Below are 17,958 nucleotides of genomic sequence, written 5' to 3' on the forward strand. Positions count from 1 at the left end.
GGCGGTTGAGCCGGCCGGGCGGTCGCGACGGGTCCTCACGGATCCGCCGAGGAACGTCCGGGCTCCACAGAGCAGGGTGGTGGGTAACGCCCACCCGGGGTGACCCGCGGGACAGTGCCACAGAAAACAGACCGCCCGTGGTCGCGCAAGCGGCGGCGGGTAAGGGTGAAACGGTGGTGTAAGAGACCACCAGCGACCGAGGTGACTCGGCCGGCTCGGTAAACCCCACTCGGAGCAAGGTCAAGATCGGTGCCCTCGGGCACCGTGCGCGGGTGTTCGAGGGCTGCTCGCCCGAGCTCGCGGGTAGACCGCACGAGGCTGTCGGCAACGGCAGCCCTAGATGGATGACCGCCTCCCCGGGCCGCGCAAGCACCCCGGGAGACAGAACCCGGCGTACAGGCCGACTCAACCGCCTCCTGTACCGCCGCAGTTCAGGGCGCACGCCCGACTGACGGCTGCCACAGGTCCGTTCCGGCCCCTGCGGCAGCCGTCGATTCAGTCGGACAGGGTGACGAGCCTGGAGACGTACCCGGGCTCCCCCTTGCCGCCCGGCTGCAGATCTGCCGGGCAGGGAGTGTCGCTCAGCCGTGAGGGCTTGTCCGCCCCGCTGTTCCAGGAGAGCTTGACGCACAGGCGGATCGAGGACTCGGCTTCGCCGGCCCCCATCGTGTCGGGACTGGACGCGTGGGCGTCGACCGCGAAGGAGACACTGCTGGTGGCTCCGTCGCTGCCGGTGGCGAAGACGAGGCCGTTGCCCTGCTGTCCTTGGGGGACGGACTTCACCAGGCCTTGCGCCACCGCCGTGCGGTCGGACGCGCTGTCCGCCGCCGCGGACCTGTCGAAGTCCTGCTGGACCTGGTGGGCGATCGAGCGGGCCGCCGTCTTGGCGTGTGCGTACGCGAGATCACCACCGGTCCGGGTGAACCGGTCGATGACGTGGACGAGGCCGGCGACCGCCGCGGTGACCAGGCAGAGTATGCCGATGATCACCGCGGCGGTCCGCTTGGAGCGCTTGGTCAACTACTTGCCCGTGCTGTTGAGGGTCTGGGTGAGAGCCTGCCCGTACAGGGTCGCACCGTTGGCGGTGGATGGAACGACTGTGGAGGCAGTTCCCGTGGTTCTCGAAGAGCGGCGGATGGCCCATGAGGACGATCCTGGCATTGGGTGCGCGCTTGTGGATCTCCTGGAGGTCGAGCAGGACCGAGTCGTGGACCTGTGAGTTGATGATGTTGGGCTCGGCCTGACCGAGGGGAGCGGTGTCGCCGCTCAGCGTCGTGTTCGCGCAGTCGCTGAAGGCGATGTTGAGGATGCAGTTCTTGACCACGTCGATGAACCGCGCGTCGTTGCCGCCGACCGAGAGCGTGACGAGCGTGGTGTTCGCGTCCAGGTAGCCCTGGTCGAGCTGGGCGAACTCCGATCAGGTGGTATTCCATCGTGGAGTCACCGGTGTCCGCCCGGGTCCCGATGGAGTTGACGCTGTCCGGCAGGACGCCCTGACGGGACCAGGCGAGGGGCAGCGGCTGGAAGTAGGCGGCGTCCCAGGCGATGTCGTCGCCGCTCGCGCCGGTACCGTCCTGGGTGAAGTTGCTCAGCTCGACGCCCTGGATGTCGTTGCCGGTGGCCGCGAAGTTGAACACCCCGAGGCTGACCCACTGGTTGGTGTTGGAGTTGGCGTTCACGACGCGGTTCTCGGTGGTGCCGTCACCGAGGTGGATCGTGTTGCCGGGTCTGGGCCCGGCGCAGTCCGGCGCACCGGTGGCCCCGTTGCCGGGCACGGCGGCGGTGCGCCGCGCCGCAGGGCCGCCGCGATCGCCCAGCTGAAGACGATCAGCAGCCCGCAGGACAGGGTCAGACCGGCCGGTGCCGTCCACGGCAGGACGGTCAGCACGGCCGCGGCGGCCTCGGCCGCGACCGCGGCGCCGAGCACGGGCAGCCCGGCGGGTACCGGCGCGGGCAGCAGCGCCCGGGCGCCGGCGACGAAGCCGGCGAACGCATGGCGGCTGCGCAGCTTCGAGAAGACCGACACGCCGAAGACCAGCGCGAGCAGACTCCTGCAGGCAACAGCAGTGCAGAACACGGACGACCTCCTCTTCCCGGTCCGCCGCAGCCTAGGGCGACCGCATTCGCGAAAGATTCAGAAGCACCCGAACGATCCCTCGACACCGACCGCCTAGCGTCCGAGCACCGGACCGCGCCCTGCGGTCCCTGAGGAGAGGAGAGCGCATGCGTACTCTTCAGCGCATCGCGGACCGCATGGCCAACGCCGTGGCCCCGAAGGTCACCGCCGAGGCGACCTGGTGGGTGAAGGACAGCCGGTGCATCACCGACTCGACCTGTGGCGCATACAGCCCCGGTCGGGCCAGCGTCTACAAGTGTTGGGACAGCGCCTTCTGTGCCGGCTGGGAGACCATGCCGTACTGCTGCCCGAACAACAGCTGAGCCCGGTGGCCCACTGAATCCGTCTCCCGGGCGGGACATCCGGTCCCGCCCGGGAGACGGATTCACGGGAAGGGATCAGAACAGGGCGTTTCCGCCAGGACGGGCGGTCTCCGACGTTGGCGTACCGGCAGCGTGCGCCCGCGCGTGGCGGGCTGACAGGTGGGCATACAGACCACGTCAGCAGCCGGGCCGACGCCGCGAACCGTACGGTGCGAGTGCGCCGCGGGCGCGGTGCCGGGCGGCCAGGGTCGCCGAAGACGGAGGAGTCCGTTGGGGATCTACGGTCAGGACTGGGCAAGCTACCAGTCGGCCACGCCGGACACGACCGGCCTGAGCTTCGCATTCGTCAAGGTCAGCCAGGGCACCAGCTACACCAATCCCGAGTGGACCGCGCAGCGCGACCACGCGCGCGGGGCGGGGCTCGTGGTCGGGTACTACCACTACCCCGACATGGCCGACTCGCCGCAGACGGAGGCCGATTACTTCCTCTCGCTGGTGCAGCCGGAGCAGGGCGAGCTGGTCTGCCTGGACTGGGAGGGCTACGACGCAGCCAACAGAGGCGTCGCGTCGAGCACGCAGGTGAGCTACAAGGACACCTGGCTGCGGTACGTCAAGGGGCGGCTGCCGCACAGCCCGGTCGGTCTGTACTGCAACCTGGACTACTGGCAGAACGTCGACACCAGCGGGTTCTTCCAGGACTTCCTGTGGATCGCCACCGCCGGGGTGCCGGCCGGTCAGCCGGGGATCACGGCCAACTGGCTCTTCCACCAGTACGACGACACCGGGGACGCGGACAAGGACTACTGCCACCTCGACAGCACCGACCAACTGCGCTCCTGGGCTCTGTCGTTCGCACCCCAGCCGAGCGCGCCGGCCTGGCCCGGGGAGTACCTGCGGCTGCAGGACCCGCTGCTGCACGACAACAACGTCCGGGTCTGGCAGCAGCGGATGGCGGACCGCGGCTGGTCGATCGGCGTGGACGGCTACTACGGCCAGCAGAGCGACTCGATCTGCCGTCAGTTCCAGCAGGAGAAGGGGCTCCAGGTGGACGGCGTCGTCGGTCCGCAGACCTGGTCGGCGGCCTGGACCGCGCCCGTCACCTGACGGTCCGCCGCCGGCCCCGTACCTGACCGGCCCCGCGCTGCCGCGGGGCCGGTCAGCTGTGTTCGGAGATCAGGGTGGCGACCTTCTCCCTCTTCGCCGGCCACGGCCCGGCCGGATTCGCCCGCCCGCTCGGCGTGCTGGTGGGTGGCGTGCTGGCCTGGCGCCGGGCGCCGTTCCTGCTGGTGATCCTCGCCGCCGCGGGCACGACGGCGGTGCTGCGGCTGCTGGGGATCTCCTGGGACGAGCTCAGGAGCCGCCGTGCGGACCGGGGTTGAGCTCGGCCAGCACGGAGTCCGAGACGCTCTGCGGATGCGGGCGGGGACTCGGCGGCGGGGTCGGGTCGAACAGGTGCGTCGGCAGCTCCGGCCCGAAGTCCGGGAGCGGCAGCACGGGAGGGCCACCGGTGGTCGGCGGGGCGTCCTCGGTCGGCGGCGGGTCGAGCACCGTGATCTGTGGCCCGCCTGACGTCGAGGGCCTGGTGGCCCGGGGGATCGGTGGCGGCGGGAGCGGCTTGTCGAGGTCCGGCGGCGGCAGTGGCGGCAGCGGCTTGAGCTCGATGTCCCCACCTCCGTGGGTGCCGCCGCCGGCCGGCGGTGGCGGCCCCTCCAGCTTGCCGTTCAGCCAGCCCTCGAAGTGGTCGGCCGGCGAGAGGGAGAACTTGTTCCCGGGGTTCATCGCCGCGTGTCGCGAACCCCACGCCCCGCCGAACGCACCGTTGGCCGCACCGGAGACGTAGTCGCCCGACAGCCCCCACCTCGCGTCCTGCGCGGCGCCTTCGGCCATCCCGGTCAGCGCGCCGTAGCCGGTGTTCCAGACCAGGTCGGCCGCGCCCTTGGCGAACTTGCCGGCCTCGTTGCCGGTCAGCGAGGTGAAGCCCTTCCCGAGGCCCTTGCCCAGGCCCTTGGCGAGACCCTTGCCGAGCCATCCGGCGCCGACGCCGACCGCGCCGCCGATCGCGCCGTTGATGGCCGCCGTGTTCAGCTCGCTGCCGTCGATCGACTTGCGGTGACCCTGGGCCAGTTCGATCACCTGGGCCAGCAGGTCGAAGCCGACCTGGGCCAGCACCGACTCGGCGATCCGGGCCAGCGCGCTGATCATCGCCTTGCGCAGGAAGGCCAGCACGGTGGCCCGGGTGATCGCGATCTCCACGGGTGCCGCCGCCGCGCCGCCGAAGATCCACATCGCGAGATCGATCGCCAACTGGATGGCGAGGACCACCGCCGCGCCGATGATCTCGATCCGCAGCGTCTCGATCTCGTTCGCCAGGTTGTCCAGCGCATCGGCGGCGGCGTCGCAGCACTGGGCGATGAGCGGCATCGCGGCGTCGTCGGCGGTGGCGAGCTTGGCGAGATAGGCGTCGAAGGCGTCCTTGGTGCTGCCGGTCAGGCCCTGGTCGAGCTGGGCCTTGGCGTCTGCCAGGTCCCGGATGCAGGTGCGGACCGCGGCCCCCGCCGCGCTCCAGGCCGCCGCCTCGGTCCGCAGGGAGGTCTCGTCCCCGGTGGGCCACTGGTTGCCCACCAGGATCATGATCAGGTTCTGGACGTCCTGTGACAGGTGGGCGTGGGGGGCATCGACCGCCATCATGCGCCTCCGGTGCCGGGCGGCAGGAACGACCGGGCGAGGTCCTTGCTCTGCTCATCGCCGCTCTTGAGCGTGGCGTGGGCGCCGCCGAGGGCGTCGGCGAGGTGCTTCAGGGTGTCGGGCAGCGCCTGTATCGCCTTCAGCAGGTCGTCCCGCGGCTGCGCGAACTGCTGGTCGAAGCCCTGGCCGAGGGCGGCGTCGTCCCCCCAGGGCGCCGCACCGAACAGCGCGGCGGAACTCAGGGCGGTCCAGGCGGTGGCCATGCTGTCGGCCGCGTTGCCCGCGTCGGCCCCCGCCTTGCCGATCAGGGCGAAGTCGACGACCAGGGTGCCGTCGAGGCTCGGCAGCGTCGGAAGGCTCGGTCCGTTGTACGGCGGGTCCTGGGTGGGGGCGTTGCGATAGCCGCCGGTGGGGGACGGCACATCGGGCAGTGGAGGATTCGGCACCCCGCCAGCTCACCGGAGTTCAGCCCGGGTTCACCCGCCCTTGACGAGATCCCAACGATCATGGCCCCGCTCCTGACGCCTTGCTGACGCCCGTTCAGCGGCCGTCGCGGCTCAGTTCGCCACGGGCACGCCCGCGCGGGCGCCGGCCAGCAGCGCCGCCACCTGGTCCGCGCAGCGCAGCGCGGCGGTGGCCATCGCGCCCCGGGTCATCCCCGCCACGTGCGGGGTGAGCAGCGCGTTCGGCAGGCCGAAGAGCGGTGAGGCGAAGGCGGCGTGCTCGTGCTCGAAGGTGTCGACCGCGGCGGCGGCCAGCGGATGCGCCGGATCGCGCAGCGCCTCGGCCAGCGCCTGCTCGTCGACGATGCCGCCGCGCGCGGTGTTCAGCAGGATCGCCCCGGGCGGCAGCAGCGCCAGCTCGGCCCGGCCGATCAGGCCGCGGGTCCGCCCGGTCAGCGGCAGGTGGAGCGAGACCACCTGGCTGGCGGCGAGCAGCGCCGCCAGGGCAGGCCCTGGGTCGCCCTCCCGGCCCAGCGTCCGCACGGTCATCCCGAGCGCGGTGGCCCGCCCGGCGAGCGCCTGTCCGATCCGTCCGGCGCCGACGATCCCCAGGGTCAGCTCCGAGAGCTCGGCGGCCGGGGCCACGGCGGTCGGCCAGCGCCCTTGGTGCGCGGCCCGGTTGTGCTCCTGCAGCCGACGGGTCAGGGTCAGCAGCTGGGCCAGCGCGAACTCGGCGACCGCGGCGGCGTTGGCGCCGGGCGTATGGGTCACGGTGACGCCGTGCGCGGTGGCGGCGGGCAGGTCGACGTGGTCGGTGCCCGCGCCCGCCCGGCCGATCACCCGCAGCGGGTGCGCCAGCGCCGGGTCGGCGGCCGCCGCCAGGAAGGCGGCGCGCAGGGCCGGACCCGAGCGGGACTTGACGGCGTCGTGCCCTCGCCCGTCCTGGACGGTGGCGGCGATCAGCGCCTGCTGGTCGAAGGCGTCGAAGTCGGTGAACCCGACCCGGCCGCCCCAGGCGGCGCGCACCGCCGGGCGCTCGGCGGCGGGGATGCGGCGCAGGTTGAGCGTGACGGCGAGCCCGTGGTCGAGCAGCCTGGTCAGCTCCCGCCCGAGCAACTCGCCCGGTGCCGCGTCCAGCAGCAGTACCCGTGCCATGCGATCCGCCCCCGCCCCTGTTGGTCGCCGTGCGGGGCGACCCTACCGCCCGTCCGGCACCGCGATCCCGTACCCGGCCAGCCAGCCGAGCAGCTCGGCCCGCTCGGTGCGGACCAGCCGCCCGCCGGTGAAGCGCGCGTCCGCGGTCACCTCGGCGACCACCCCGGCCGGGGGCCGGAACGCCTCGGCGGCCTCGTCGCTGGTGAACTCGGCCTCGGCGAGCACCAGGCCGTGCAGCGGCGGGTCGAAGACGTCGATGCCGAGCGGCGGCACGCTGAGCCGGGTCTTGCTCAGGACCGCCGCGGGGAGGGCGGCGAGCACCTGGTGCTCGGCGGCCGTCAGATACGTGTTGGTGATCAACCCCTGGACCGGGCCGGGTCGTTCGGCGGGCACCTTCTGGGTGAACTTGTGGACCACCGTGCCGTCGTCCACGCAGGCCATCCGGCGCAGCCGCAGCCGGGTGCCGTCCAGGTAGCGGTCGGTGATCCGGCGGGTGGCGGTGACGGCATCGGGGTCCGGTGGCGCGGCGAGCAGGAAGCGGCGCTCGCGTTCGACGTGCGCGTACGTGGAGGTCATCCGGACATGCTCGCCGATCCCCGGCCGACCGCCGCATCCGGGCCGGGCCCGGTCAGCCGTTCGCGCAGCCGCCGGTCGGTCAGCTCGGCGAGCGGGATCCAGCGCGCCGCCGTCACCTCCGACTCCTGGAGCCGGCAGTCGGGCAGCGGATCGACGGTGTGCCGGAACCGGGCGTGGTAGGCCGTGCTGCCGGTGAGCCGGCTGACGTACCGGAAGAACTCCAGCGGCAGCTCCCCGACCGCCACCGCCGTGCGGATCCCGGTCTCCTCGGCCAACTCGCGCTCGGCGGCGGCGAGCAGCGAGCCGTCGGCGGTGTCCAGGTGTCCGCCGGGCAGCAGCCAGGCCGCCTGGGCGCGGTGGTGCAGGTAGAGGACCACGCCGCCGGGGCCCTGGACGGCCGTGCTGACCGTGAAGTGCTCGGCCGGGTCGGCGCCGGGGGTGGCGGCCAACTCGGCGGCCAGTGCCAGCGCGGGGGCCAACTCGGCGTGCTGCTCGGATGGTGGGTCAGATAGTCGGACAGCGTCTGCTGGATGTGCTGAATCATCGGCAGGTGCTGGGCGGTCGGCATCGGCTGCTCCCAGGGTTCCCAGAGTGTCGGCTGCGCCTCGCGGGGCATGGTGGCGGTCAGTCTCGCGGATCGGTGCCGCGTACGGGGCTCGAACCCCCGAACGGGTGAGGTCGGCGTGCGCGGTGGACATCTGACGCTGTGTCATAGGAGGCATGGCACACCGACAGCACTGGCTGATCCGATTCACTGACGAGCTGATGACACTGACCAGCGACCTGACGCAGGAACAGGCCGCCGACTTCGTGCGCCGGGTCTACGCGGCCGGGCACGAGGCGGGCGTGGCCGAGGCGGCGGAGGAGCACCGCCGGGAGGGGGAGTAGCGGGCGGTGCGCGGTGTGACCGATCGGTGACCGGGTGAAGGGTGGTGCCGATACCCCTTAATAAAGTATGAAGATCGGACGCAATGATGTCCGAGAAACGTACGAGGGGTGGGGGACCAGTGGGGAACTGGACGAAGGGTCCGCGCAGGGCCGGCGGCTGGATCGCGGCCGGCGCGGTGGCGGCGGTGCTGCTGACGGCGGGGTGCGACCCGGACGCGACGGACACGGCGAAGCCGCAGGCGGCAGCCACGCGGACGACGGCTCAGGCGCCCGCGCCCGCCTCGTCGGCACCCGCACCCACGCCGACGAGCGCGAGCCCGGCGGCCCCGACCGCGGCGGCCCCGAGCCACCAGCCGACGCACTCGCCCACCAGCCGGCCGTCCGCCCCGGTCGCACCGCCGACGAAGCCGGCCGAGCCCACCGGGCCCGCGGCCGAGCCGACGTCGCAGCCCCCGGCGCAGACCAAGGCCCCCGCCGGCAGCTGCGCCTCGCACACCACCGGCGACTGCGGCTGGGACCTCGGCCTGACCCCGGCGCACTCGGGCGAGACCGCCGAGTGCGCCGACGGCAGCACCTCCGACTCCGCGCACTTCCAGGGCACCTGCTCGCAGCACCACGGCGTCCGCCACTGGTTCAAGTAGGGCCTGTCCGGCGAACACCGGCCGGACAGGCCCTGTCCGGCCGGTCCACCGCGACGGGGTGGCCGGCCGGGTGCGCTCAGTGCGGGATGCTGTCGATCAGCTCGCGCGCGCCCTGCCGCAGCAGTGCCACCGCCACCGAGGTCCCCAGGGTGGCCGGGTCCAGCGGCCCGGCCCACTCGTGGGCGTCCAGCACGCTCTTGCCGTCCGGCGAGAAGACCCGCCCGCGCAGCGAGAGCCGGCCGTCCCGCTCGGCGCGCGCGAAGCCGGCGATCGGGCTGTTGCAGTGGCCCTGGAGCACGTGCAGGAACATCCGCTCGGCGGTGGTCTCCCGCCAGGTGGCCTCGTCGTTCAGCGCGCGCACCGCCTCGATGGTGCTGGTGTCCTCCTCGCGGCACTGCAGCGCCAGCACGCCGGCGCCGATCGGCGGGCACATCGCCTCCAGGCTCAGCACCTCGCTGATCTGCTGCTCCTCGCCGATCCGGGCGAGTCCGCTGGCGGCCAGCAGCAGGGCGTCGGCCTCGCCCGCGGCGAGCTTCGCCAGCCGGCTGTTGGCGTTGCCGCGCATCGGCACGCAGCTCAGATGGGGGTGGCTGACGGCCAGTTGGGCGACCCGGCGGACCGAGGAGGTGCCGATCCGGCTGCCGGGGGGCAGCTGATCGAGAGTCAGGCCGCCGGGGTGAACCAGCGCGTCGCGCAGGTCGTCGCGGCGCAACACGGCGGCGAAGACGGTGCCGGCCGGCAGCGGCCGGTCGGCGGGCACGTCCTTGACGCAGTGCACCGCGACGTCCGCCTCGCCCGCGAGCAGCGCGGCGTCCACCTCCTTGGTGAACGCGCCCTTGCCGCCGAGCGCGGAGAGCGCGCCCGTCCAGCGGTCGCCGGCGGTGCTGACGGGGACCACCTCGGTGCGGATCCCCGGGTGCAGCACGGCGAGTTCGGTGCGGAACCGCTCCACCTGGGCGAGCGCCATGGGGGAGGAGCGGGAGACGATCCGGAGCACTGCGGGCAGCGATGAGGAAGGCATGCATCCAGCCTAGGTGTTCTGACCCGTGAGGTTGGGGACGCGGCTGGCGGGTGGCTTGCCTGCGAGTGCGGTGTGTCCGCGGTGGTGATTGTAGGTGTGGAGCCAGGTGGGGTAGGCGTCGCGTCGTTCCTGCTCGGTGCGGTAGGGCCTTGCGTAGGCCCACTCGTCGAGCAGGGTGCGGTTGAAGCGTTCGACCTTGCCGTTGGTCTGCGGGCGGTAGGGCCGGGTGCGCTTGTGGGTGATCCCGGCCGCCGCGAGGACGTCGCGCCAGGGGTGGGACTTGTAGCAGGAGCCGTTGTCGGTCAGCACGCGCTTCACGGTGATCCCGGCCCGGGCGAAGAACTCGTTCGCCCGGGTCCAGAACGCTGCGGCGGTGTCCTTGCGTTCGTCGGCCAGGATCTCGCTGTAGGCCAGGCGGGAGTGGTCGTCGACGGCGTTGTGGAGGTAGCTGTATCCGACTGCGGAGCGGGTCTTGCGGCCGGCCTGGCGGCCCAGGGTTTTGTGGCCGCCGCCGTCGGGGATGTTGCCGAGCTTCTTGATGTCGACGTGGACCAACTCGCCCGGCGCGCTGTGTTCGTAGCGTCGGATCGGCCGACTTGTGGCGCGGTCCAGGTGGGCCAGGCGGGCGAGGCGGTAGCGGGTCAGGACCCGGTGCACGGTGGCCGGGTTGAGTCGCAGGAGGTAGGCGATGCGGGCCGGGCCCCAGCGCCGCAGGACGCGGACCTTGATGATCCGCCGCTCGGTGCGGGTCGGGGTCCGGCGGGGGCTGTGGTGGGGCCGGCTGGAGAGGTCGACCATCCCGGCCTCGCCGAGCGCACGGTAGCGGTCGGCCCAGCGCTTGGCCGTGGTCGGCGAGACCTGGAAGCGTTCGGCGGCCCGGCGCAGGGGCCAGCCGTCCTCGACCACGCAGCGGGCCAGGCGCAGGCGTCCGGTCTCGGTCAGGGGTGCGTTACGGTGTGGCATGAGGGCCTTTCTGGGTGCCGGGTAGATGTCGCAATCCACACCGAGCCAGAAGGCCCTCACTCATTTCAAGATCACCACGCCGTGAGCTCTGTCACCAACCTCCGTGGTCAGTACACCTAGGGCGTGCCCCAAGGGGTGGACGTGCGGGCTGTTTCCTGGCGTGACCGTGCCGTTCGATCCGGCTCGCGATAGCGTGCCTCTTTCGTACATTCAATCGGAAGGCACCGGCATGGCCGAGACACGCGAGAGCGCGATCCCGATCCAGCGCGTCCCCAGCTGGGGCCGGGCGGTGCGGGTGGCGCGTGCCGCGCGCGCCGGCGGCCTGGCCAAGCTGGGCGGCAGCCGGCCGCACCTGCTGCTCGCGCTGGCCTTCCTGATCGGCTACGGCCTGCTCGCGCTGGTGCGCTACGAGCGCTTCGGCTCGCCCTCCTGGGACCTCGGCATCTTCACCGAAGTGGTCAAGGGCTACGCGCACCTGCACGCTCCGGTGGTCTCGATAAAGGGGCAGGGGTTCAACGCCCTGGGCGACCACTGGTCGCCGATCCTGGCGCTGCTCGCGCCCGCCTTCTGGCTGGTCCCCTCGGCCGCCACCCTGCTGCTCGCGCAGGCGGCGCTGTTCGCCTGGTCGGTGGGGGTGGTCTCGGACACCGCCGCCCGGGTGCTCGGCGGCTCGACCAGCCGCGGGCTGCTGATCGGCACCGCGTACGGCCTCTCCTGGGGCCTGCAGCGCGCGATCGACGCGGAGTTCCACGAGATCGCCTTCGCCGTTCCGCTGCTCGCGCTGGTGTGCCGTCAGATCCTGCTCGGCAACTGGGAGCGGGCCGCCTGGTGGGCGATGCCGCTGGTGCTGGTCAAGGAGGACCTCGGGCTGACGGCCGCGGCGGTCGGCGTGGTGCTGGTGCTGCGCGCGCGCCGTTGGTACACCGGCACCGTGCTGCTCGTCTTCGGCGTGGTCTTCACCGCGCTGACCATCCTGCTGCTGATCCCGCACTTCAACCCGCACCACCAGTTCGACTACTGGTCCAAACTGCCGGGCGGCGAGCACCCGCACCTGTGGCAGGTGCTGAGCGGCCCGTTCACCCGGCTGACGGTGTGGAAGACGGTCGGCTGGCTGCTGGGCATCGTCGGCTTCCTGGCACTGCGCTCGCCGCTGCTGGTGCTCGCGCTGCCCACCCTGGCCTGGCGGTTCGGCTCCGCCAACCCGATGTTCTGGGGCCCGGACTGGCACTACAACGCGACCCTGATGCCGATCCTCTTCCTGGCCCTGGTGGACGCCGTCGCCCGGATCCGCCGGGCCGAGCACTCGGTGCTCAAGGGGTTCGCCGAGGGCATGGTGCCCGCCAGCCTCGGGATCGCGGTGGCCTGCACGGTGAGCCTGCCGGTCGGGCTCGGCGGCCTCGCCGACCCGGGCGCCTGGAGCGGCGGGGAGCACGCGGCGGCGCTGCGCGCGGCGATCGCGCAGATCCCGCCGAACGTGCGGGTCGAGGCCTCGATGGCACCGCTGGCCCGGCTGGCGGCGCGCGACGACGCCTACTGGCTCGGCGGCGCCAAGCAGCCGGCCCCCGACTACCTCTGCATCGACCTGGCCGGCTGGGCGGGCGGCCCGACCGACCTGCCCGGGTACGGCGCGGCCCTGCACCCGGGCTCGACCTACAAGGTGGTCTTCAGCCGCGACCAGGTGGTCGTGCTGCAACGCCAGTAGTCCGGGCCCTACGCGTACTGGGCGCGGGCCCCGGCGGTGAGCCGCTCCAGTGCGCGCAGCGCGCGGTCGGCGTCGTCGGCGGCCACGAAGAGGTGGTCGTGGTGGAAGCCGGCCACCACGTTGCAGCTGATCCCCTCCTCGGTCAGCCGCCCGGCGACCGCCGCCGTGAGGCCGACCGCCTCCAGCGCGGAATGCACGCGCAGCGTGATCCAGGCCGCCACGTAGTCGTACGCCAGGCCCAGCTCCTCGGCCTCCTGCTGCGCCACCACGACCGTCACGCCCTCCGGCTCGGCCACCGTCACGACCGGCTGCAGCCCGGCCGGCACCCGCCCGGGGAAGGTGCAGTAGACGAAGCGGCCCGGGTTCAACTCCGGGCGCAGTTCCGCGAGCAGCTTCTGGAGATCCTTTTCACCGGCCATGCCGGTCACCGTAGCGGGCGGCGCGGATGCGGCCGGGCTTTTCGGGACGGCGAGTCCCGGCCGATCCGATCGCTGCCGAGAGTCCGGCACGGCAGCGCTGTACGCCGCCGGCGCCGCGAGGGCGGGCAGCAGCCATCAGCGCAGCGCAGGTCCCCCGCTGCACCCGGAATGCACACGTCTCCCCTGTGATCACCATCGGCCCCCGGGTGGTGGCCGGATCCAGCGGTACGGGCCGCCGCGCTGACGCCTGCCGGCCGCGGGGGCGCTCGGGCATGGTTGACGAGCGATAGTTAGCGATATATCGTCGAAGCATCGAGATCGTACGAGAGTGGCTCGCGATCCGATCGCGACTCATCGTGAGCGGCATGACTCTTCGTGACCGCTCCGGGGTCGATCCATGGAAGGTGGTGCGCATCATGCGCATACAGAGGACACATGGCGGCCGGGGCCGCCGAGACGGCGGTCGCCCGTTCGACCGCATCCCCGGTGAGTACGCCGAGCAGCGCGGTGCCTACGGCCCGCCGGTCGGGCCCGGTGGGCCCTTCGGCGGTCCGTTCGGCGGCGGGCCCTTCGGCGGTCCGTTCCGCGGTGGCCACGGCGGCCGCGGGCGTGGTGGGCGGCACGGCGGGCGGGCCCGGCGCGGCGATGTGCGCGCCTCGCTGCTGGCGCTGCTGACCGAGCGGCCGATGCACGGCTACGAGATGATCACCGAGATCGGTGAGCGCACCTCCGGGGCCTGGCGGCCCAGCCCGGGTTCGGTCTACCCGACCCTCCAGCTACTGGAGGAGGAGGGGCTGATCGAGGCTCAGGAGTCCGGCGGCAAGCGGCTGTTCACGCTGACCGAGGCCGGTCGCGCGGCGGCCGAGGCCGGGGCGCCGGAGCCCTGGCAGGAGGCCGGGCGCGGCGTCGACTGGGAGGCGGTGCAGGAGGTCGGCCAGGCGCTCTCCTCGGTGGAGCACGCGATTCGCCAGGTGATGGCGACCGGCACCGAGGAGCAGCGGGCCAAGGGGCTCGCGGTCCTGGTCGAGGCCCGCAAGAAGCTCTACCTGATCCTCGCCGAGGAGGGGTGAGCGCCGGTCCGGACCGGCTCGGGGGCTACTCCGGCCGGTCCGGCAGGTCGGGGTGGTCGGCGCCGTCCGGCTGCTCCGGCTGCCCGGACTGCTCCGGTGCGTACTCGTAGACCCAGCGCGGGCGCCCCTTGGCGCTGTACCGCTTGGCCCGCAGGTAGACCAGCGTCCGGGCCGGCTCCTCGTCGTGCGCGGGCACCGGCACCTTGTACACCTTGGGTACGGCGTTGAACGGGCTCAGGTAGATCGGCAGTACCCGGCCGTCCAGCGGCCCGCCGATGAATTCCGTATCCGCGCTCCTCATCCGGCCAGCTTCGCATCATCCGGGCTGCGGACCCAAACACCCCCGGGTCGGGGACGCCTCCGAACTCCCTTATCCTGCTCTGTACGCCCTCGGGCCCGGCCTGGGCCAGCCGGCCCGCAACGGGCCGCGAACGGTGCGCGTCGGCGTGGCCGGCGATCGCCGCCCAGACGGCCTCCGGTGATCCCGGGAAGTCACGAGCGGCGTCGGGCGTTGCGTCCGTAGGAGCGTCGAACGCTGTGGCACACCAGTCGCAGCCGTGCGAGAGGGGCCCGATGGAAGCCAGCAGCAGGTGGACGGCCTGGTGGCCACGGCGCGATCACCAGCGCGAGCGGTCGGCCGCGGGCAGCGCGACCTCCCCGGCGGCCCGGCTCGATCTGCTGCTCGGTGCTGTCCACGCCGGCTTCCCGCTGGCGCCGGCCGCGCACCCGGCAGGCCACCGCTGCTCGTGCGACCGGGTCGGCTGTCCGGCTCCGGCCCAGCACCCGGTCTCCTTCGCCTGGCAGTCGCAGGCCACCACCGATCCCGAGCAGCTCTCCCGCTGGCTCTCCCGCGATCCGCAGACCAACTTCATCACCGCCACCGGCCGCGCCCACGACGTGCTGGACGTCCCCGCCGAAGCCGGGCGCCTGGCGCTGGAGCGGCTCGCCGCGCTGGGCGTGGAGGGGCCGGTGGCGGCGGTCGGCGAGGAGCGCTACCTCTTCTTCACGGCCACCCGGGGCACCCCCGAGGACGAGGACGAGTGGTGGTCGAGCGAGCTGGACACCCACCCGGACACCGTGTCCGAGCACCCCGGTCTGCGCTGGCACTGCCGGGGCTCCTACACCCTGCTGCCGCCGGCCGCACTCTCCGACGGCTCGCAGGTCCGCTGGCTGCGCGGGCCCGAGCAGCCGCTGCCGGACCCGCTGCGGGTGCTCGACGTGCTCACCGACGCCTGCACCGAGGTCGGCGCGGTCGCCGAGGAGCAGTGGCTGATCGGCTGACTCACCGACCCAGGCGCCCCGGGGCCAGGCCCCGGGGCGCCGAGCGGTGTCACCGCTACGGCAGGGTGAGGATCTCCGCGCCGTCGGCGGTGACCAGCAGGGTGTGCTCGAACTGGGCGGTGCGCTTGCGGTCCTTGGTGACCACCGTCCAGCCGTCCGGCCAGATCTCGTAGTCGTAGGTGCCCAGGGTGAGCATCGGCTCGATGGTGAAGGTCATCCCGGGCTTGATCACCTGGGTCGCCCGGTCGCTGTCGTAGTGCGGGATGATCAGGCCGGAGTGGAACGAGGTGTTGATGCCGTGACCGGTGAAGTCGCGCACCACGCCGTAGTCGAAGCGCTTGGCGTAGGACTCGATCACCCGGCCGATCACGTTGATCTGGCGCCCCGGCTTGACCGCCTTGATCGCCCGGTCGAGTGACTCACGGGTCCGCTCGACCAGCAGCCGCGACTCCTCGTCGACCTCGCCGCACAGGTAGGTGGCGTTCAGGTCGCCGTGCACCCCGTGGATGTACGCGGTGGCGTCGATGTTGACGATGTCGCCGTCCTGCAGCACCGTCGAGTCCGGGATGCCGTGGCAGATCACCTCGTTGATCGAGGTGCAGATCGACTTCGGGAAGCCGCGGTAGCCGAGGTCGGACGGGTAGGCGCCGTGGTCGCACATGTACGCGTGGGCGACCGCGTCCAGCTGATCGGTCGTCACCCCGGGCGCGATCAGCTCGGCGGCGGCCGCCATCGCCTGCGCGGCGATCCGGCCGGCGATCCGCATCTTCTCGACGGTCTCCGCGTCCTGCACCTCGGGCCCGGTGTACGGCGTCGGATAGGGCTTGCCGACATACTCGGGGCGGGCGATGTGCGCCGGGACCTTGCGGGTGGGGGACTGGGTACCGGGAACGAGGTGAGCCATGGCCGCGAGTCTATCGCCCGGTCCGCGGGGCCCCGGGCCCGAACCGGGTATACCGGAGGGCAGGCCCGGGCGCCCACGGCCCGGGCGTTGACCAGGAGGAGCGATGATGGCGCTGTTCAAGCGAGGCACGGTCGGCAAGCCGGGCGAGTGGTTCTACTGCATCAAGCACCAGAAGGTCGAGGAGGGCCCGGAGTGCCCGGCGAAGGACCGGTTGGGCCCGTACGCCTCCCCGGACGAGGCCGCCCACGCGATGGAGACGGCGCGCGAGCGCAACACGGAGTGGGAGAACGACCCGCGCTGGCACGACCGCCCCAAGGACGACGAGGACTGACGGCCGCGCAGGTCGCCGCCCGGCCGGACCGGCCCTAGCCGGCGGCGACCGTCCCGGCCGGGTCCACCGTCCGCTCGCGCGCCGCGCGGACCGCCGCCACGTGCGGGTCGGTCCGCGCGTCGTAGGCGAGCAGCTTCGGCAGTACCGCCGCCAGCGCGCCCACGCTCAGCACGCAGGCCAGCCCGCCCATCCAGACCGAGCCGCGCACCCCGACCAGCGAGGCCGTGCCGCCGGCCCGGACCTGCCCCAGCTGCGGGCCGACCGAGTAGCTCAGCAGCTCCACCCCGGCCAGCCGCCCGCGCAGCTCGTCGGGGATGGACTGGTTCCACAGGGTGGAGCGGCCCATCCCGCTGACCATGTCCGCGCCGCCGGCCGCGGCCAGGCAGAGCAGCACCAGCCAGACGGAGCCGGTCAGCCCGGCCCCCGTCATCGCCACGCCCCAGGCGAGCGCGGCCAGCACCACCATCCGGCCGTGCCGGTGCACCGAGCCGGCCCAGCCGCTGGTGGCCGAGACGATCAGCGAGCCGACCGCCGAGGCGCCGTACATCAGGCCCAGCGCCCAGTGCGCGTGCAGGTCGTCGGCGAGGAAGGGGAAGATCGCGTTGGGGAAGGCGAAGAGCATCGCGGCGATGTCCACCACGTACGTGCCGAGCAGCTCGGGACGGCTCCAGGCGTACCGGACGCCGGCCATGACCGCGGCCACCGAGGGCTTCACCGCGCCGGTGGGCGGCGGTACCGCGCGCATCCGCACGAGCAGCAGCAGCGAGGCCGCGAAGCTGAGCACGTCCAGCGCGTACGCGGTGCCGGGGCCGCTGTAGGCGACGATGAAACCGGCCAGGGCCGGGCCCAGCACGGTGCTGGCGCTGCGGTAAAGCGAGATCAGTGCGAAGGCCGAGGTCAGCTGCTCGTGCGCCACGATCCGCGGCACCAGGGTGTCCAGGGCCGGGCGCTGCAGTCCGTCCAGCGCCGCGACCAGCGCGGCGACCAGGTAGATCGGCCAGAGCATCGGGTGCGGCAGCAGCGCGTTGAGCAGCAGCAGGCCGCTCAGCAGGCCGAGCCCGGCCTCCGCGCCGAGCACCAGCTTGCGCCGGTCCAGCGCGTCGGCGAGTGCACCGCCCCACAGGCCGAAGACGATCAGCGGCAGCAGCTCGACCACGCCGATGGCGCCGACCGCGAGGTAGGAGTCGGTCAGCTGCTTGATCTGCAGCGGAACGGCGACGTAGGTGAGGAAGCTGCCGAAGCTGGAGACGCAGCCCGAGCCCCAGAGCAGCCGGAAGTCCCGTGAGGAGCGCCATGGCGTCAGGTCCGGGCGCAGTCGGCTCAGCAGGCTCGGCCGCGCTGGGTTCTCGTCACTCACGAGCTGCCATGCTCCGGCGTTCCCCGGATCGCCGCAACGCATTTAACGGCCTGCGCGGGGCCGCTCAGCGCGCCGGCCGGCGC

General features: G+C 72.7%; 22 protein-coding genes, 1 other RNA gene and 1 pseudogene. 11 read left to right on the forward strand and 13 right to left on the reverse strand.

What is annotated here, in order from left to right:
• Window positions 1-6 precede the first annotated feature (6 nt).
• Window positions 7-412: RNase P RNA component class A (gene rnpB, locus OG294_RS28765), an RNA gene on the forward strand.
• An 83-nt stretch (window positions 413-495) separates the two neighbouring features.
• On the opposite strand, the gene OG294_RS28770 is transcribed toward rnpB, so the two are convergent.
• The gene (locus OG294_RS28770) at window positions 496-990 is read right to left on the reverse strand and encodes a hypothetical protein (RefSeq protein WP_327069451.1); all 495 of its coding nucleotides are present in this window, start codon (window positions 988-990) and stop codon (window positions 496-498) included.
• Here OG294_RS28770 and OG294_RS28775 point away from each other — a divergent pair.
• A complete protein-coding gene (locus OG294_RS28775; RefSeq protein ID WP_327069452.1) occupies window positions 983-1,219 on the forward strand; it encodes a hypothetical protein in 237 nt (78 codons plus the stop codon). The genes OG294_RS28770 and OG294_RS28775 overlap by 8 nt on opposite strands.
• Before the next feature lie 456 nt (window positions 1,220-1,675).
• Here the strand turns inward: OG294_RS28775 and OG294_RS28780 are convergent, their stop codons facing one another.
• The gene (locus OG294_RS28780) at window positions 1,676-2,077 is read right to left on the reverse strand and encodes a MauE/DoxX family redox-associated membrane protein (protein WP_327069453.1); all 402 of its coding nucleotides are present in this window, start codon (window positions 2,075-2,077) and stop codon (window positions 1,676-1,678) included.
• A gap of 146 nt (window positions 2,078-2,223) precedes the next feature.
• Here OG294_RS28780 and OG294_RS28785 point away from each other — a divergent pair, with 146 nt between their 5' ends.
• The 3 genes and pseudogenes from OG294_RS28785 to OG294_RS28795 form a co-directional block, all read left to right on the forward strand.
• Complete coding sequence (locus tag OG294_RS28785) at window positions 2,224-2,439, forward strand: hypothetical protein (RefSeq protein ID WP_327069454.1); 216 nt, start codon at window positions 2,224-2,226, stop codon at window positions 2,437-2,439.
• A gap of 270 nt (window positions 2,440-2,709) precedes the next feature.
• On the forward strand, window positions 2,710-3,543 hold the full coding sequence (locus OG294_RS28790) for a GH25 family lysozyme (RefSeq protein WP_327069455.1): 834 nt from the start codon (window positions 2,710-2,712) through the stop codon (window positions 3,541-3,543).
• A gap of 74 nt (window positions 3,544-3,617) precedes the next feature.
• Window positions 3,618-3,818: pseudogene (locus tag OG294_RS28795) on the forward strand (hypothetical protein); the annotation flags it as partial.
• On the opposite strand, the gene OG294_RS28800 reads toward OG294_RS28795, so the two are convergent.
• The 5 genes from OG294_RS28800 to OG294_RS28820 form a co-directional block, all read right to left on the reverse strand.
• The gene (locus OG294_RS28800; RefSeq protein WP_327069456.1) at window positions 3,790-5,124 is read right to left on the reverse strand and encodes a WXG100-like domain-containing protein; all 1,335 of its coding nucleotides are present in this window, start codon (window positions 5,122-5,124) and stop codon (window positions 3,790-3,792) included. The pseudogene OG294_RS28795 and the gene OG294_RS28800 overlap by 29 nt on opposite strands.
• A complete protein-coding gene (locus OG294_RS28805; protein WP_327069457.1) occupies window positions 5,124-5,546 on the reverse strand; it encodes a hypothetical protein in 423 nt (140 codons plus the stop codon). Before OG294_RS28805 ends, OG294_RS28800 begins: the two co-directional genes overlap by 1 nt.
• Window positions 5,547-5,681: 135 nt before the next feature.
• Window positions 5,682-6,722: an NAD(P)-dependent oxidoreductase gene (locus OG294_RS28810; RefSeq protein WP_327069458.1), complete on the reverse strand. Its 1,041-nt coding sequence runs from the start codon at window positions 6,720-6,722 to the stop codon at window positions 5,682-5,684.
• A 42-nt stretch (window positions 6,723-6,764) separates the two neighbouring features.
• Window positions 6,765-7,298 (reverse strand): hypothetical protein, encoded by a 534-nt coding sequence (locus tag OG294_RS28815; protein ID WP_327069459.1) that lies wholly within the window; start codon window positions 7,296-7,298, stop codon window positions 6,765-6,767.
• Complete coding sequence (locus OG294_RS28820) at window positions 7,295-7,777, reverse strand: NUDIX domain-containing protein (RefSeq protein ID WP_327069460.1); 483 nt, start codon at window positions 7,775-7,777, stop codon at window positions 7,295-7,297. Before OG294_RS28820 ends, OG294_RS28815 begins: the two co-directional genes overlap by 4 nt.
• A 241-nt stretch (window positions 7,778-8,018) precedes the next feature.
• Here OG294_RS28820 and OG294_RS28825 point away from each other — a divergent pair, with 241 nt between their 5' ends.
• Window positions 8,019-8,186, forward strand: a complete 168-nt coding sequence (locus OG294_RS28825) for a hypothetical protein (RefSeq protein ID WP_327069461.1) — start codon at window positions 8,019-8,021, stop codon at window positions 8,184-8,186.
• Between the two features lie 119 nt (window positions 8,187-8,305).
• Window positions 8,306-8,827, forward strand: coding sequence for a DUF3761 domain-containing protein (locus tag OG294_RS28830; RefSeq protein WP_327069462.1), 522 nt, complete (start codon window positions 8,306-8,308; stop codon window positions 8,825-8,827).
• A 76-nt stretch (window positions 8,828-8,903) separates the two neighbouring features.
• Here the strand turns inward: OG294_RS28830 and hemC are convergent, their stop codons facing one another.
• A complete protein-coding gene (gene hemC, locus OG294_RS28835) occupies window positions 8,904-9,848 on the reverse strand; it encodes a hydroxymethylbilane synthase (protein WP_327069463.1) in 945 nt (314 codons plus the stop codon).
• Between the two features lie 9 nt (window positions 9,849-9,857).
• Window positions 9,858-10,811: an IS481 family transposase gene (locus OG294_RS28840; RefSeq protein WP_327069464.1), complete on the reverse strand. Its 954-nt coding sequence runs from the start codon at window positions 10,809-10,811 to the stop codon at window positions 9,858-9,860.
• A 229-nt stretch (window positions 10,812-11,040) separates the two neighbouring features.
• On the opposite strand from OG294_RS28840, the gene OG294_RS28845 reads away from it, so the two are divergent.
• Entirely contained in the window at window positions 11,041-12,513 is a 1,473-nt protein-coding gene (locus OG294_RS28845; RefSeq protein ID WP_327069465.1) for a DUF2079 domain-containing protein, read from the forward strand.
• An 8-nt stretch (window positions 12,514-12,521) separates the two neighbouring features.
• On the opposite strand, the gene OG294_RS28850 is transcribed toward OG294_RS28845, so the two are convergent.
• Window positions 12,522-12,932, reverse strand: a complete 411-nt coding sequence (locus tag OG294_RS28850) for an ACT domain-containing protein (RefSeq protein ID WP_327069466.1) — start codon at window positions 12,930-12,932, stop codon at window positions 12,522-12,524.
• Window positions 12,933-13,348: 416 nt separating this feature from the next.
• On the opposite strand from OG294_RS28850, the gene OG294_RS28855 reads away from it, so the two are divergent.
• On the forward strand, window positions 13,349-14,002 hold the full coding sequence (locus tag OG294_RS28855) for a PadR family transcriptional regulator (protein ID WP_327069467.1): 654 nt from the start codon (window positions 13,349-13,351) through the stop codon (window positions 14,000-14,002).
• A 25-nt stretch (window positions 14,003-14,027) separates the two neighbouring features.
• Here the strand turns inward: OG294_RS28855 and OG294_RS28860 are convergent, their stop codons facing one another.
• On the reverse strand, window positions 14,028-14,303 hold the full coding sequence (locus OG294_RS28860; RefSeq protein WP_327069468.1) for a hypothetical protein: 276 nt from the start codon (window positions 14,301-14,303) through the stop codon (window positions 14,028-14,030).
• A gap of 272 nt (window positions 14,304-14,575) precedes the next feature.
• Here OG294_RS28860 and OG294_RS28865 point away from each other — a divergent pair, with 272 nt between their 5' ends.
• The gene (locus tag OG294_RS28865; RefSeq protein WP_327069469.1) at window positions 14,576-15,283 is read left to right on the forward strand and encodes a bifunctional DNA primase/polymerase; all 708 of its coding nucleotides are present in this window, start codon (window positions 14,576-14,578) and stop codon (window positions 15,281-15,283) included.
• A gap of 55 nt (window positions 15,284-15,338) precedes the next feature.
• Here OG294_RS28865 and map read toward each other — a convergent pair whose 3' ends face one another.
• Window positions 15,339-16,187, reverse strand: coding sequence for a type I methionyl aminopeptidase (map, locus tag OG294_RS28870; protein WP_327069470.1), 849 nt, complete (start codon window positions 16,185-16,187; stop codon window positions 15,339-15,341).
• Window positions 16,188-16,293: 106 nt separating this feature from the next.
• On the opposite strand from map, the gene OG294_RS28875 reads away from it, so the two are divergent.
• The gene (locus tag OG294_RS28875) at window positions 16,294-16,518 is read left to right on the forward strand and encodes a hypothetical protein (RefSeq protein WP_327069471.1); all 225 of its coding nucleotides are present in this window, start codon (window positions 16,294-16,296) and stop codon (window positions 16,516-16,518) included.
• A gap of 34 nt (window positions 16,519-16,552) precedes the next feature.
• On the opposite strand, the gene OG294_RS28880 is transcribed toward OG294_RS28875, so the two are convergent.
• Window positions 16,553-17,875, reverse strand: a complete 1,323-nt coding sequence (locus OG294_RS28880) for an MFS transporter (protein WP_327069472.1) — start codon at window positions 17,873-17,875, stop codon at window positions 16,553-16,555.
• Between the last annotated feature and the right edge of the window lie 83 nt (window positions 17,876-17,958).

Source organism: Kitasatospora sp. NBC_01302 (assembly GCF_035976515.1).
Classification (GTDB): domain Bacteria; phylum Actinomycetota; class Actinomycetes; order Streptomycetales; family Streptomycetaceae; genus Kitasatospora.

Bases quoted from the DNA above. Each gene is read 5' to 3' on its own strand.
- OG294_RS28855 (WP_327069467.1), top strand. From the start codon at position 13,349: ATGCGCATACAGAGGACACATGGCGGCCGGGGCCGCCGAGACGGCGGT.
- OG294_RS28815 (WP_327069459.1), bottom strand. From the start codon at position 7,298: ATGACCTCCACGTACGCGCACGTCGAACGCGAGCGCCGCTTCCTGCTC.
- OG294_RS28860 (WP_327069468.1), bottom strand. From the start codon at position 14,303: ATGAGGAGCGCGGATACGGAATTCATCGGCGGGCCGCTGGACGGCCGG.
- map (WP_327069470.1), bottom strand. From the start codon at position 16,187: ATGGCTCACCTCGTTCCCGGTACCCAGTCCCCCACCCGCAAGGTCCCG.
- OG294_RS28800 (WP_327069456.1), bottom strand. From the start codon at position 5,124: ATGGCGGTCGATGCCCCCCACGCCCACCTGTCACAGGACGTCCAGAAC.
- OG294_RS28845 (WP_327069465.1), top strand. From the start codon at position 11,041: ATGGCCGAGACACGCGAGAGCGCGATCCCGATCCAGCGCGTCCCCAGC.
- OG294_RS28840 (WP_327069464.1), bottom strand. From the start codon at position 10,811: ATGCCACACCGTAACGCACCCCTGACCGAGACCGGACGCCTGCGCCTG.
- OG294_RS28850 (WP_327069466.1), bottom strand. From the start codon at position 12,932: ATGGCCGGTGAAAAGGATCTCCAGAAGCTGCTCGCGGAACTGCGCCCG.
- OG294_RS28775 (WP_327069452.1), top strand. From the start codon at position 983: ATGATCACCGCGGCGGTCCGCTTGGAGCGCTTGGTCAACTACTTGCCC.
- OG294_RS28875 (WP_327069471.1), top strand. From the start codon at position 16,294: ATGGCGCTGTTCAAGCGAGGCACGGTCGGCAAGCCGGGCGAGTGGTTC.
- OG294_RS28865 (WP_327069469.1), top strand. From the start codon at position 14,576: ATGGAAGCCAGCAGCAGGTGGACGGCCTGGTGGCCACGGCGCGATCAC.
- OG294_RS28810 (WP_327069458.1), bottom strand. From the start codon at position 6,722: ATGGCACGGGTACTGCTGCTGGACGCGGCACCGGGCGAGTTGCTCGGG.
- OG294_RS28825 (WP_327069461.1), top strand. From the start codon at position 8,019: ATGGCACACCGACAGCACTGGCTGATCCGATTCACTGACGAGCTGATG.
- hemC (WP_327069463.1), bottom strand. From the start codon at position 9,848: ATGCCTTCCTCATCGCTGCCCGCAGTGCTCCGGATCGTCTCCCGCTCC.
- OG294_RS28785 (WP_327069454.1), top strand. From the start codon at position 2,224: ATGCGTACTCTTCAGCGCATCGCGGACCGCATGGCCAACGCCGTGGCC.